The 14,900-nt window shown below is 67.7% G+C and carries 5 protein-coding genes; 3 read left to right on the top strand and 2 right to left on the bottom strand.

The genetic code is table 11. From position 1 onward, the window contains the following. The first annotated feature begins 439 nt into the window (after positions 1 to 439). Positions 440 to 886, top strand: a complete 447-nt coding sequence (locus tag ACFRCG_RS47330; RefSeq protein WP_380042881.1) for an ATP/GTP-binding protein — start codon at positions 440 to 442, stop codon at positions 884 to 886. A 109-nt stretch (positions 887 to 995) separates the two neighbouring features. Further along, entirely contained in the window at positions 996 to 2,069 is a 1,074-nt protein-coding gene (locus ACFRCG_RS47325) for a TniQ family protein (protein ID WP_380042880.1), read from the top strand. Here the strand turns inward: ACFRCG_RS47325 and ACFRCG_RS47320 are convergent. Both ACFRCG_RS47320 and ACFRCG_RS47315 read right to left on the bottom strand, forming a co-directional pair. Then, a complete protein-coding gene (locus ACFRCG_RS47320; RefSeq protein ID WP_380042879.1) occupies positions 2,036 to 2,629 on the bottom strand; it encodes a hypothetical protein in 594 nt (197 codons plus the stop codon). The genes ACFRCG_RS47325 and ACFRCG_RS47320 overlap by 34 nt on opposite strands. 284 nt (positions 2,630 to 2,913) lie before the next feature. Next, positions 2,914 to 9,396: an RHS repeat domain-containing protein gene (locus ACFRCG_RS47315; RefSeq protein WP_380042878.1), complete on the bottom strand. Its 6,483-nt coding sequence runs from the start codon at positions 9,394 to 9,396 to the stop codon at positions 2,914 to 2,916. Between the two features lie 426 nt (positions 9,397 to 9,822). Here ACFRCG_RS47315 and ACFRCG_RS47310 point away from each other — a divergent pair, with 426 nt between their 5' ends. Further along, on the top strand, positions 9,823 to 14,859 hold the full coding sequence (locus ACFRCG_RS47310; RefSeq protein ID WP_380042877.1) for a hypothetical protein: 5,037 nt from the start codon (positions 9,823 to 9,825) through the stop codon (positions 14,857 to 14,859). Positions 14,860 to 14,900: the final 41 nt, after the last annotated feature.

Below are 14,900 nucleotides of genomic sequence, written 5' to 3'. Positions count from 1 at the left end.
ACGGTCATCCACACCCCGACCAGCACACAAACACCCACACGACACCCGCACCCCACTGACGACCAACCACCACCACCACAACACACACTCACACGACCGTGCGAGGCGTGACGGCGACCGCGGCAGTCGGGCCCCGCGGGTGCCGTCGGCGGGGTCCTCGAAGCCGCCGACTTCCGGGGCGATGTGCCGGGTGATGCCGCCGTCCTCGCAGGCCCGGTCCCTGCCGCGACCGAACGCTCCCGCCTGCGGCGACTGCGAAGACCCCGGCGGTCGAGTTCGCCCGCTACCTCGGCGTGCCGATCACCGACCGGATGACCCAGGCGCAGATCACCAACGCCGTCTGCCACGTCCACGGCGAGGCAGGGGTGCGACCGGTGATGATCGACGAAATCCACCGGCGGGCCCGCGCACCACCGCCGGCGCGGAGACCGCCGACCTGTTGAAGGACCTGACGGAGCGCATCGGGGCGACGTTCGTGTACGCGGGCATCGACGTGACCGCCACACCCTTGTTCGCGGGTGTGCGTGGGGCGCAACTCGCGGGCCGGGCGGCGTTGATCGACTGCGGGGCGTTCCCCGCGCGGCCGGGCGGGGCGGAGCCGTTCGGGGACCTGGTCGCCGCGATGGAGAACGCTTTGGATCTGCGCGCCCATCGGGCGGGGACGCTGCCCCGATTGGGGTCCTATCTCCACGCCCGCACCGCCGGACGCATCGGCAGCCTGGCTCAGCTGATCCGCCAGGCCACGATCGCGGCGATCCTTGACGGCACCGAACGCATCACCAAGGCCTCTTTGGACGCCGTGCGCATCGACCACCTCACCGAGGAGCACCACCGGCCCCGCAACCCCGCTCGGGCACGCACCCCGCCCGCCGGCGCGACGGCGTGACGCGTTCCGCGAACGCGAACGAAAGGGCACGCGGGGGCGGGAAGGCACGCGACGAGAGAGGACGCGGGGGCGATGGGAGTGGCGGGGAGCACCTCGGCCCGGGCCCGAGGTGGCAATACCGGCAACTCCGCCCTCGGGCGCCCTGCGGGTCGCGCCCGTGGCGTTCGAGTCGACCGCCTCGTATCCGGGGCGCCTCGCGGGCGCCTACCGCATGGGGGCGGCGCGGTTCCTGGACGGCCTCGGCATCGAACCCGACGGCCCGGGAGAGCGAACGGAACCGGGACCGGCTGCGCCGCGCGTCGAGATCCACCTCGACACCGAGGCGCTACACCGCCTGGCCGCGTTCACCCGAGTCCCCCACCACCACCTGACGCAGGCTCTGCCGCGTCCGACCACTGCCGCCGAATCCGGCCCGCGCCCGCCCCGTCGGACACAGCCGGCCGGCATCGACGACACGGTGGGGCCGACCCGCGTCGGCGAGGAGGACACGACGCGCAGACGGACGGCCCACGCGCGGGTACGCGTCCTGGACACCGACGAGCGACCCGTCCGGGCCTGCCCGGTGTGTGTACGACGCCGCACCCGCGGGGCCGGCGATGTCGCGTGGACGTACCCGCCCGCGGACCGCATGTGGTGCCCCCGCCACCGGTATCGGGCGAGCGGGCCTCGACTGCCGGGCCCCCTCGACACGGGCGCGCTCCCCGAGATCGACCTCGCGTACCGAGTCCGCCTGCGCCTCGCGCAACACCGCGACGCCACGGTCGCGTACGCCCGGGCCGGGGCGGTCGTCACCCGTTGGTACGACCGCGGACACCACTTGGCACGGCGCCGACAAGGGCGGTTGGGTCGGCTCACCTGGGGCAACCCCGCCCTGGCCACGACCGACCGCGGCGTCCCGGCGGTGCTCCTGGGCCGCAGCGTGGTCACCTATCCCGAAACCGTCGCCCTCGCCCGCGCGTTCACCACACTCCCCCGCCCCGTCTCGCGGGACACACCCCACGAGCGGGCCTACGCGTATCGCCCCGCGAAACCCCCGCCACCACAACCCGCAACCACCCCCACCCGCTGGATTCCCAACCAACACACGAAACCCCAGACCCGCCACCAACCCACCCCACCACCGCAACGGTCCGCCACAGAACACATTTCTCAGAGTGAGAGAGCCGAGAGTCCCATCAAATGAAGCAGTTCAAAGTAGCGACCATCGGCTGTAGCAGCATCTCGTCGCCGCAAACAGCTCGTAAATATTTCCACGTCACCTTGCAACTCACTGTCTCGGGTCCATTGAGCCAGAGATTCGGCCAGCGCGGGAAGGTGGGCTTCAAGTTCAATTTCAATGGGCATGGATACCTCATCGAAATATTTGGGGTCGGTCAAATTACCATATTCGTCAAAGATTTCAATTGGGAGTTCTTCCGTTATTTCGAAAGCCAAGCGAACAGCGGCCGCATGCGGCGTTATCCAACCGGACCATCGACCAGCTTTACTGACCCCTGAAAGAAAAGCAGAATCCTCAGAAATATGGCAAGCGAGAGCGGGCGATCCCGCCTTTCTCGAAAGCTCTTCGAGCCATTCCATTTCAAAAATATACGGCGCATCATCATGGACGATATAAAACCGCTTCCATCCTCCCGTATAATCAGCCTCGCGGGCCACCCGATGATCCCCGCATTCCATGAATGGCATATCTGAAATTGAAAATCCATTTGGGCGCATGAGAATCAAATCACCATTGAACGACATCTCTCACCTCAATATCGCGGGGCAATCTAAAGGATTCGAGTGATGCAGAGCTGCATTTTATCATGTCTCGTGTCACATCATGACATTTCTCGACTGAGAATAACGGGCGCGCTCTGATTCATAGAGTCTCAAAACTCACGCCGCCACCTGTAAGCAATATGGACAAAATGTGTCATGGATGTCCATCCGGGCACATTCGGAATCTTCGTAACAGCTACCGCGTAGCTTACAATAGCGCTGACGCTACTGGTTCGCCGAAATCGGACGAAACCCGTATTCTCATGTCAAGCTGTAGCCGCCCCCCACGGCAGACCTTTCCAGATGGCATATCCAGTCACGGCAATTATCGTACTGATGCTTATAGCCTTGGCTGCCTCAGGGGAATATACGTTGATAGTGAGCGGGCCAGGCACTCTAACCGGCTTCAGCTCTGGATCCGAAGGCAGTCCTGTCGAATTTGTCCAATATCCAACGACCCCCTTGTACTTAGGCGTCTTATATGGGCTTCCCGCGCGCTTTATAGTGGATTGAACCATAAGCGCCGACTTTGGCTGCTGAATGTCCGGTCCGGCCATGAGGTCGATGTCGAAACCCCGCTCGACTTTTCTCGAAGCTCCGGTTCTCTGCTCAACAGCTTTGAGCCCATTGATGTATCCGTCAAGATCCCTGGGGCCGGATTCTTCAGTTCTGCCGTAGGCTGATTTAATTTCCCAAATATAGACCGTATCGCCATTGAACATGATTACATCGGCTGACCCATCGCCACGTGAAACGCCCGCGTCGATTTGCTCTTGAGTCAGGTGGCCGCTATTCGGAATAAAGTAGTCTCGCCTTACGTCAGCATTCGGAAATTTCATCTGGAGGTAGGCCTGCAGCATGCGCCCTGCCTGATTATGGCGCGCAGTTTGTCGCCCGCTAGGAGGAGCTGGATATGTGAAGAATCCTGCAGCAGCGCCCGGGCCCAATATTCGTTTGCTGGCATCCTCAACAGGCGTCGTGTTCTCGGCGTCTCCCTCCTGCGAACAGACACCCATAGTCTCGCAGACATCGTGACGATTACCGTTCGGCTCTACCCAAGTATTCCCATCCCAGTAAAGGCCACTGGGGTCGCTGTATGTAGTCGGATTATTGTTGCTATACGCATATCCGTGCATCTGTTGGGAATCAGCAAGATTCATAACAGGGTCGGGGCTGATGAACCGGCCCGAGTTCGGGTCGTATTCGCGGGCGCCGACGTGGGTCAGGCCGGTGGCATCCATGGGCTTGCCGAGGAAGCCCTTGTCGTCGGGCCATTGGCCGTTGGCCTGGGTGGGTTGGGTGCCGCGGGGTTCACCAAAGGGCTTCGATTGGCGGTGGGTGACGTTCAGTGTGGTGGCGTCGAGGGTGCTGGTGGAGCTGCCATGGTGGTCGGCCGCCATGTAGGTGAGGGTGCCGTTGCCGTTGCGGACGACCGTGATGCCGCCAGCCGTGCTGTAGTAGCGGGTGCCGACGACGGGGCCGGATTGGTCGGTGCTGGTGGTGAGTTCGTCCTGGCCGAGGTAGAGCGTGGTCTTGCCGGCCTCGCGGCGGATGATGCGATTGCCGTCGGCGTCGTAGACGTACTCGCTGGTGCCGCCGGTCGAGGCGACGGACACCAGCTTGTCCTCTTCGTTCCAGGTGAGGGTCTGCAGGTTCGCGTCGGCGCCGGGGCGGGTCTTGGTGTTGCCGGACTGGTCGTACGTCAGGCCCGTGGTGACCGGGGTCTGGGTGCCGGTCTTGACGGTGATCGAGTCCAGGCGGTGGGTGCGATCCGTGGGGTGTGCGCCTGCCCGGTAGCCGTACTCCGTGGTGACGTGCTTCGTCGGGTCGTCCGTGGGGTCGTGTTCAACGAGTTTGATGCGGTTACCAACGACGTCGTAGTCGAACGACTGCCAGTACGCGTTCGGACCGCCGACCGTGTTCTTGGTCGGGGTCTGGGTGGTGCAGGCGCCGAGGCCGCCGACGCGTGGGGTAGGCGGGGCGTCGGTGCCTGCGGTGTCGGTCCAGGCCTCCTTGAGGCGGCGCTTCGCGTCGTAGGTGAAGCACTGGGTGTCGATGGTGGTGCCGTCGCGGACCGTTTTGATCGAGGTGATGTCGCCGCTGGGTTTATAGGTGTAGGAAGTGGAATCGACCTGGGCGTTGGTTCCGCCCGGCTTTTGCCATTCGGTCGTCAGCAGGCGTCCGGTGGCCGGGTCGTAGGCGCTGGTGAACCCGGGTTGCAGGGGTTCGGCTCCCAGGACGGCGAGGGTGTTGCGGCCGTAGGGGTCGTACTCGGCCCAGCTGAGGTAGAACGTCGCGCCGCCGACCTCGGTGAGCAGGCCGGCGTCGTTGTGGCCGTGGAGCAGTGTCTCGGCGGGCAGTCCGCCGTGGGCGGGCACTTTCGTACTCACCGGCAGGCCCAGGCGCGGCTCGTACTTGGTGGAGGTGGTGTAGACGCCGGCGAGTTTGCCCTCGGCTGCGGGGATGGTGGTGCGGGTGCCCGCGGGGCGGTAGGTGCCGGGTTCGAAGCCGGTGATCTCGGTGGTGTACTTCGCGCCCGACTTGCCGCCGACGTAGCGGGAGGAGCCGTCGGCCTGGCCCTTGGCGTAGCGGTCGTAGGTCCACTCGGCGAGGAGGTTGGCGTCGGCGACGTAGTCCTTGTACGAGGCGGTCTTTCGGCCGAGGGTGTCGTAGGTGTACGCGAGCTTTTGGCCTCGGGCGTCGGTGGTCCCGGTAATACGACCGACCAGGTCGTAGCGGGTGTCGGACGGGCCCTTGTCCGGATCCTCGGTATGGGCCAAGCGGCCGAGGAAGTCGTAGGTGTAGGTCCAGGTGTTGCCGCCCGCGTCGGTGACGGTCTTGAGTTCCTCGCGCGGGGTGTACGTGTAGGTGATCCTCGAGTAGTCGTCGCCGGTGGGGGTGCCACCGTTGTACTCGCGCAGTTCCCTCGGCTTGCCGCGAGCATCGCTGATCGACAGCGTCGCGGTACCACCGGCCGGCGGCGTCACGCGCGTCTCGTCCGCGCCCGCGTAGGTGGTGGTGGTGCGCCATCGCTCGACCTTGTGCGAGGTGAACACGTTCGCGGTGGCGCGGCCCATGCCGTCGTAGACGATCGCGTTCTGGCCGGGGACGTCGACGTCGTCGGTGACGAAGATGTCGGTGTCGGGGCCCGATGTCCCGTTGTAGTGCGGTTGGTTCGTCTTGAACGGGCGGCCGAGACTGTCGTGATAGGTGTCGGTGATCAGCCGACCGCCGATCTCGCCATTGGCGGTGCTGGCCTGGGTCTGGCGTTCCTGTAGGAAGCTGTTCAGGATCTGGTGCGAGACCCCGTATTGGCCTGAGAACCGCAGGGTCTTGGTGGTGACCACCGAGGGGCCGGTCTTGCTGGGGGCGTAGGTGAACACCAGGTCGGCGTCGCCGGACTTGGGGTGTCCGGGCTTCCAGACGGCGGCCAGGCGGCCGAGAGCGTCGTACTCTTGCTCGACGACCAGGCCGTTGATGTCGGTCGCGTTCACCGGCAGGTTGCGGGCGCCGGCGTAGGTCGTACTGGATGTCCAGTTGTTGGGATCAGTGACCGCGACGGAGGTGGGCAGGGTTCCGGTCGCGGGCGCGTACGCGGTGGTGGTCGTGCGGTTCTCGGCGTCGGTAGCGCTGGTGACGCGGCCGTACGTGTCGTAGACCGTCTTGGCGGTGGTGACCCGGTTCGGGGTGCCGTCCGCCTTGTAGTCGATCACGGCGTCGGTGGAGGTGGCGTCGCCGATCGTGCCGACCTCGCCCTGGGGATTGTTGTCGTACTGGGTGCGGGCCCAGGCGTAGACGGTGTCCTTGGACGCGGTGGTGTCGCAGTCGCCGACGAGTGATTGGACCTCGACGGGTTTGCCGATGATCCAGGCCGCGCTGTTGTGGGCGTAGGTGGTTTTGACGCAGTACTCGGGCAGACCGTCGGCCTTGTCCGAGACGGTCTCGGGGAGGCCGTGACTGGGTTCGAAGGTGGTGGTCTTGGAGGTTTGGCGCCAGGTGGTGTTGTCGGCGAGGAGGCTGCGGGTGCGGGTCTGCTCGGTGGCGGTGCGGCGGGCGGTGAGTGGGGGCAGGCCGCGGGCGCGGGTGTGGGTGGCGGTGACGGGCGAGGAGAACGGGGTGTTCAGGGTGGTGGTGGCGACGGTGCCGCCGTCGCCGGTGAACGTCTGGGTCTCGTAGGCGAATCCGGCGTGTTCGTTGGCGTCGAGGATGGGGGTGTCGGTGGAGTCGGTGAGGGTGACGGCGCGTTTGGTGCCGTCCTTCTTCACGTCGCCGTCCATGCCCCGGAGGTAGAACGTGGCGGATTGGGTGACGGCGTCGGGGGCCGCGCCGCTGCGGGTGATCACCTGGCCGTAGCCGCGGAACTGGTTCCAGGTGCGGCGGTCCTTGCTCTTGGGCCTGGACGCTTCCTTGTCCTCGGTCAGTTCCGCGTCGTCGCGGTGCCAGGCGGCGCCGCCGAGGTATTCGTAGCGGGTGGAGCGGTTGGGGACCGACGCGTCGATGTCGTGTTCGGTGACCGCGGCGACGGTGTACTTGTGGAACCAGTGCAGGACCGGGTCCGAGGCCTCGTCGTAGTTCCACCACATCGGGTAGCACGCCTTGGTGTTGGCGTCCGGGGTGGGCAGCGTGCTCGGGGTGCACTCGAGGTCGTTGTAGGTGACGGTGGTCTGGCCGCCGGTCTCGTTGGTGATGCCGGTCAGCCGGCGGCGGTTCATCGGCGGGGCGAGGTCGCCTCCGGCATCGACGCGATTGTGCTTGAACGTGCCGGCGAAGTCGACCGAGGGGACGTCGACTTTCTTCGTGCCGTCCCAGGCGGTGCGCGTGATCGAGTTCAGCCACAAGGTGGCGGAGGAGCCGTCCTGGGGGTCGGGGTAGTCCTGGTCGAGGGCGAACTCGTCGACGGTCTGGTACGTCGAGCCGACCAGGGACTGGGTGGTGATCTTCGTCAGGCGCCTGGTGGACCAGAACGACGGCGAGTAGTTCTCGCACTTGCCGGTGGCCGCGCACTGTTGGTCGACGGGGACGTCCGGCCACTTGGCGGCGTTGGCTTTGGTCATTTTGGCCGGGTCGCAGTCGAACCCGTCCTTCTTCAGGCAGCGCTCCGCGGTGTCGAAGAGGACCTGGGCGGTGGGCTGCGTGGTGTCGGTCGTCTTCGAGCCGTAGGTGATCTTCGCCAGGGTGCCGCCGCGGGTGTACTCGGTCAGCGTGCCGGAGCCGACCAGGATCGCGCCGCGGGTGTAACGGTTGGTCTCCGGGGTGTAGATGTAGGTGACCATGCCGCCGCGCGGATCGATCACGTAGTCGAGGTTCCACCGCCATGCCTGCTGGCACCAGGAGGAGTCGAACCCGGCTGCCTTGTAGCAGGGTTCGGCCGGGTCGTTGCCGTAGACGGGGGCGGACCAGGTGGCGTTGGTGGCGGGGCCCGTGGTGGTGCCGGGCTTGTGACCGACGCCGAAGTAGTACTGGACACCGTCGCCCGTGGTCAGGCGCCAGTGCTCGCCGTCGTTGTCGCCGTTGTCCGCGCCGGTGAGGAGCTCGATCCGGGAGTCGTCGTCGTTCTCCAGACGCCACTTGCTCTTGTCGGTGTCGTCCTGGATCAGGGCGGACGACTTGCCGTTGAGAGAGAGGGTCTGGGTGTTCTGCTTGGACCAGCACCTCTCGCCGGAGGTGTCCTTGCCGTCCTTCGCGCAGGCCTGGTAGGAGCGCTCGACGAAGCCGGGCGAGTATTCCCAGCCTTCGCCGATCCAGGAGGCCTGGTTGTTGGTGGAGGTGGTGCGGCCGTCGACGCCGCCCGAGTTGTAGGCCAGGTTGACGGTGGGGGCGGTGCCGCCGACGGCCGGGGGGACGGCGATGCCGTAGGACCAGTTCATCGAACCGGAGTTGCCGCCGACGGACCAGGAGCCGGACGGGGACAGGGAAGTGGCTTTGTAGTCGCCCGAGGGGCCCGAGGCGTCCGCCGTGGTGGCCAGGATCATCGCACCGCCGACCGGTGCGGACGCGGTCTTCGCGTTCGGTACGGCGGCGGGGGCCGGGGCCAGGTCGATGTCGGCGAGGACGCGGTTCTTGGTGCGGTCGTTGCGGGCGCCCGTGACGGGGGTTTTGACGCGGCAGGCGGCGATGTCGGGGGTGGTGAGGGCGCATTCGGGCATGGCGACCAGGCGCAGGCGGGTGGACCAGTCGGCGCCGAAGGCGTTGCGGAATCCGGTGTAGTCGATGCCGACGGTGACCTTGCCGGGGATGGTGGTGGCGGTGTCGGTGCGGCGGACGGTGATCAGGGCGCCGTCGACGCCGGCCTTCTCGGCGGTGGCGTGGTCGGCGACGGTGACCTTCACCCGGGCGGCGGGGGTGTTCGTCGCGGCGGTGGGGGCGGCGGCGAGGGTGCCGGTGCGGAGGGGGCCGGGGGTGGTGGTGTCGGGGGTGGTGATCCAGACCGGGGTGCCGGGGGCGTTGCCGCCGGTGGGGGCGGCGAGCAGGGACGATCCGCCCCGGGCGACGAAGCCGGACGCCGGGGCTGAAGTGGTCTCGGCTTCGGCAGCCTTGGGCCACTCGGGTTTGGCGGGGTTCCAGGTGGGGTGGCCGTCGCCGGTGAGCGGACGCACGGATGGTTTGGGGGCTTTGGTGCCCTTTACCGAGGGGGTTTTGGGGACGTTGTCGGGGATCCAGGTTCCCGGGGTGGGGGTGTTCTTGATGATGTTCGCGGCCTGGGCCGGGCCCACGCTCGCGGTCAGGGCCAGGATCGTGGCTCCGGCCACGATGAGTCTGGCGGCACGCCCCGGTCCGCGCCGGGGAGACCCCGCTTTCGACGATCGTGCACGCATGACGAACCAACCCCCACCAGGACAGGACAGACCCCGCCCCCGAGCAGGCGAGAGATCACAGACGGAGCGCACGGTAGGGCGTAAATCCCGTGTGGGTAAAGGCAGTTCCCAGGGCGTGGTGTGTGCTTCGTCACTACAACCTCGCGGGCTGTTCGATCGTCTCGATCGAGGTCAAATCACCTGTGGCGATTCATAGTTCGGCAATTCGCCTGCACCCTGCGGGGATTCGGATGCATGTCGACAAGATCACTTGGTCGATGTGATCTGTGGCACGTCGCGCGGGCTGCTCCCAACCGGTAGGTTCCGCGCACCTGTGCGCACTCGCGCCACCGCATCCCCGTTCCCGCAGGAGTACCCGTCATGGGACAACCACCCGCCCACGCCCGCCCACGATCCCGTCCGGCCGCGGTGGTCTGCGGGCTCGTCGCGCTCTCCCTGGCCGGAGGGATCTCCGCCGGCACCGCCAACGCCGCGCCGCGCGCGGGCGCCCCGCCCGCCGCCGCCACACCGCCGGTCGATCCCCGGGTCGCCGCCGAGAAGGCCGCGACCGCGCAGGCGAAGCAAACGGGACAGGACACTCCCGTACCGGAGTTGACGACCGAGACCGACACCGTCACCGCCAAACCCGACGGCACCCTCGCGCTCAAACGCACCGTCGAGCCGTCACGGACGAAGAAGTCCGGGACCTGGCGCGATCTCGACCCCACGCTGACCCGGGCCGGGGACGGCACGGTGCGCCCTGCGAGCACCACCAGCGACCTTGCCCTGGGCGGGGGCGGCAGTCGGTTGCTGGCGTCGATGACCAACGGCGGGCGCAAGCTCACCTTCACCTGGCCCACCGCACTGCCCGCCCCCGTCCTGGCCGGCGACGGCGCCCTCTACCCCGGGGTGCTGCCCGACGTCGACCTGAAGGTGTCCGCGACCGAGCAGGGAGGCTTCTCGCACACCCTGATCGTCAAGACCGCGGCGGCCGCGAAGAACCCGCAGCTCGCGACCCTGAGGCTGGGGATGAGCGCCGACGGCCTCACCGTCGGCGAGAACGGCGACGGCACCCTCGCCGCCAGGAAGGCGGACGGCAAGGCCGTGTTCACCGCGCCCGCGCCGGCGATGTGGGACTCGCGCACCACCCCGAAACAGGCCCCCGCCGGGAGCGCGAAGACGGCGGGGGCCGTGGACACGGCGGAGGATCCCTCCGCGCCGATACCGGCGGGCGAGCTGGTCTCCACCGACAGGCGCCCGGGTGTGCACGCCACGACCGCGCCGTTGGAGGCTGCGGTCGCCGCCGGGTCGCTCACGCTCACCCCGGACACGGGCCTGTTGCACGCGCCGGACACGGTGTTCCCGCTCTACATCGACCCGGCCTGGATACCGCTGCGCGACAACGTCAGCCTGTACGGCTGGGTCCAGGACGGCTCCCGCACCACCGTCGGTTACGGGCGCACGGACTATCAACCCGGCGTCGGCTACCAGCACTGGCGCGCCCCGATCGGCCTGGAACGCACCTTCTACCGGGTCGACTACAACTGGCAGGGACGCCTGAACGGCAAGGCGATCAAACGCGTCACCTTCAACACCACCCAGGTCGACTCCGCCGTCCACGACTGCAGCCCCACCGTCACCCAACCCGTCTACCTGCACCTGACCAGCGACACCCTCACCCAGGGCACCAACTGGAACAACCAACCCACCGACCAGGGTCTGTGGGGCACCGCGAACGTGCCGAGCTCCAGCGTCGACGACAAATGCGGCAACCGCCCCGTCGACTTCGACATCACCGCCAACCTCGCCGGCCACCAGAACTGGGAATTCCTCACCCTCGGCATCTACGGCAAGGAAAGCCCCCAGAACACGACCAACGACGGCTTCAAGCGGTTCTCCCGCACCGCCGCGGACAACTTCATCTACATCGAGTACAACACCAAGCCGAACACCCCCACCGACCTGCACATGAGCCCCGAGCCGGTCAACGGGGAAGCGTCCGGGAACTGCGGCTACGTCCCCGGGGTCAACCCCGCGGTGGGAACGGTGAGCCTGTTCGCCACCCTGTCCGACCCCGACGGCCACGACCTGGTGGCCAGGTTCAACGTCGACGAGGTCGGCAACGGCAACCCCCTCGTCTACGACAGCGGTTGGATCTCCGCCGGCCCCAGCGGGCACATCGCCCGCGCGGACGTCCCCGGCGCCAAACTCCTGGACGGCCACACCTACACCTGGTCCGTCACCTCCGACGACGACGATCTCAAATCGGACTGGATCAACGGCTGCACGTTCACCGTCGACGCGACACCGCCCTCGACACCGACGATCACCAGCACCGACTACCCCGTCGACGGCAGCAACAGGAAGGCCGGCGACAAGGGCGACTTCTACCTCACCGCCACCGACGGGCAATCCGGCGTCGAGGCGATCGAGTACACCCTCGACAACTTCGTCCCCGTCGGCGGCGCACCCCGCGCCACCCTCGACCCCGTCAGCGGCAAATGGCGGATCAAGGACCTGCCCGTCGGCATGTGGTACACCCACCACCTGTACGCGCAAACCGTCGACAAGGCCGGAAACCGCTCCCCCCAGGCCCTCTACACGTTCTTCGTCGCCGCCGACCCCAACGCCACGCTGTCCATCGGCGACATCGACGGCAACAAACTCCCCGACCTGCTCACCGTCGACGACACCGGCGCACTGCGCATGTACGGCTCCACCACCGACCCCACCACCGGCGGTGTCGTGGCCTCCCCCGCCAATCAGGGGCCCGGTACCGAGAACGGGAAACCGTCCTGGACCGGAACCGGCATCTCCCACCGGGGCGGCGCGGGAATCTACCGCGACAACCTCTACGCCCTCGGCGGCGGCCAGGTCTTCCTCTACCGCAACAACGGCCTCGACCCCAGCGGGCGCTACTTCAGCACCAGCCGCCGCAGCCCCGTCCCCAGGCCTTCCGCGGACGTCTGCGTCGACCTCACCCGGCCGAACACGCCCTGCGCCGACTACGCGAGCGATTGGGGCAAGACCGCCCAGATCGTCGCGCCCGGCAACGTCGACCCGGTCCCGGGCCAAGCCGCCAACGCGGGTCTGGATCTGATCACCGTCGAGACCGGCACCACCGGCGTCCCGCGCCTGTGGCTCTTCCACGGCGCCAACAGCGCCTCCGTCTTCGACCACGCCTCCCTCGTCGGCACCGGCGACTGGGGCAACCTCGACGTGATCGCCCCCGGCGACGTCACCGGCGACGGGCTGCCCGACCTGTGGGCCCGCGACCGCGTGAGCGGGGCGTTGTACCAGTACGCGTCGAAGAAGAACGCGGACGGCACCGCCGACGTCACCGCCCTCGGCAACACCGCCGCCCGCACCCTGATCGGCACCGGATTCACCACCGCCGTGTACACCGAGGTCCGCTCCGACGGGGACCTCGACGGCGACGGCAAGGCCGACGTGTGGGCCAAGGACTCCCTCGGCCGCCTCTACGTCTTCCGCGGCAAGACACCCGGCGCGGACGGCAACGCGTTCGAACCCGGCCGGTTGATCGCCGACGACCAGACCAAGTGGGACACCTGCGAGTCGTTCACCAACCCCGCCGATCCCACCAACACCGCCGCCAAACTCAAGCTCTGCGGACCGGTCCTGGCGAAGTACAAGAAACTGGGCGGGCCCGGCGGACCGCTGAAACTCCCCCTCACCGGCGTCAAGAACGAAGCGGACACCGTCGGCAGGTACGCCGACTTCCAGGGCGGCAACACCGGCACCACCGCCGGCGCCTCCATCCACTGGTCCCCCACCACCGGCGCCTGGTCCGCCTACGGCGGCATCCGCGACAAATGGCTGACCACCGGCGGCACCAGCGGACCACTCGGCTACCCCACATCCGACGAGAACCCCGTCAAGGACGGCGCACAAACCACCATCGGCAGCGAAAGCCTCTTCGCCGGCACCACGACCACCGGAACCGGCGCCATCACCTGGACCGACACCCTCGGCGCCCACGTCCTCAACGGCCCCATCCACGAACGCTGGCAAATCATGGGCGGCCCCCGCAGCGTTCTGGGGTTCCCCTCCACCGACATCCTGCCCACCAACGCGCAAAAGCCCGGCACCTTCGCGCACTTCCGCATCCCGGGCGCAACCGGGGACACGGCGTCCATCTACCGGTCCGACGCCACCGGCGCGTGGCCCGTGTGGGGATCGATTCGCGGGACCTGGGCCGCGCAGGGCTGGGAGACGGGGCCGCTCGGGTTCCCCACCAGCGCCGAATACGGCGTGATGGCGGGCGTCAGCAGCAACTTCGAGGGCGGGCACATCCGGTGGAACATGCACACCGGCGGCACCACGACCTACCCGGGTACGGACGAGACGCCGATGGGGCGCACCATGCTCTCCGGGGACTTCGACGGCGACGGACGCTCCGACGTGGCCACCGTGGTGGACTTCGGGGGGTGCGCGACCGGGTGGTTCACGCAACTGCGGCGCGCGGACGGGTCGTTGGGCGAGCCTCGGCAAAGTCATGTGCAGCCGGCGGGCACGTTCTGTCAGGGGGACGCGAAGTACGCCGCCGGGGACTTCGATGGCGACGGACGCGCCGACATCGCGGCGCTGTACCACTACGGGAACGGGCACGTGCGCGTGTTCACCTTCCTCGCGAACACCGGCGGTGACGGCGGATTCCACCCCGGCGGCGCCGGGTGGGAACATCCCGCCGGGTGGGACTTCGAGCGGACGACGCTGCTGGCCGGTGACACGACCGGGGACAAGCGCGCCGACCTGGTGCTCGTGCAGGGGTACGCCGACGGGCGGATCTCCACACACAGCCTGCCCGCCGCCGCGGGTGGGGTGTTCGCCACACTGGTGAACGGGTGGGTGGAGACCAACCCCGACTGGTGGCGCTACCAGAACGCCCGCTACACCCTCGGGGACCTCAACGGGGACGGGCGAGCCGACCTCGGGGCCGTCTACGTCCACGACACCGGAGAGGCCAAGGCCTTCGGATTCATCACCGGAGCGGACGGGAGCATCCCCGCACCGGTCGCGTCGTGGAACGCACCCGGCGCCGGATGGAACATCGCACAACTCCAGGCCGTCGCCGCCGACACCAACGGCGACAAACACGCCGACATCGTGCTCATGTTCGACCAGGGCGGCGCACAGACGACGCTGCGGACACTGCTCGCCAAGAGCGACGGGACACTGAACGCGCCGTTCGCAAGTTGGGACAGCGGGGCCGGGAACTGGGAGGCGCCGCGTGCGGCTCCGCTGGCCGGGGACGTCGATGGCGACGGACGTGCCGACATCACCGCCGTCTACGACTACGGCACCACCCGCTGGGCCGCCTACACCTTCACCGCCAAAACCGACGGCGGACTCAACACCTACACCAAGAGCTGGGAGGCACAGGCCGGGATCTGGTAGACAACCGACCACCAGGTGGGGCCCGGCACGCAACCGCGTGC

The organism is Embleya sp. NPDC056575, from assembly GCF_042793325.1.
In the GTDB taxonomy this organism is placed as follows: Bacteria; Actinomycetota; Actinomycetes; order Streptomycetales; family Streptomycetaceae; genus Embleya.
The sequence above is the reverse complement of the archived record's forward strand: the minus strand, read 5'-3'. Positions and strand labels throughout refer to the sequence as shown.

What these genes read in the sequence shown, in the direction of transcription:
- ACFRCG_RS47320 (WP_380042879.1), bottom strand. Translation starts at nt 2,629, where the DNA reads ATGTCGTTCAATGGTGATTTGATTCTCATGCGCCCAAATGGATTTTCA.
- ACFRCG_RS47310 (WP_380042877.1), top strand. Translation starts at nt 9,823, where the DNA reads ATGGGACAACCACCCGCCCACGCCCGCCCACGATCCCGTCCGGCCGCG.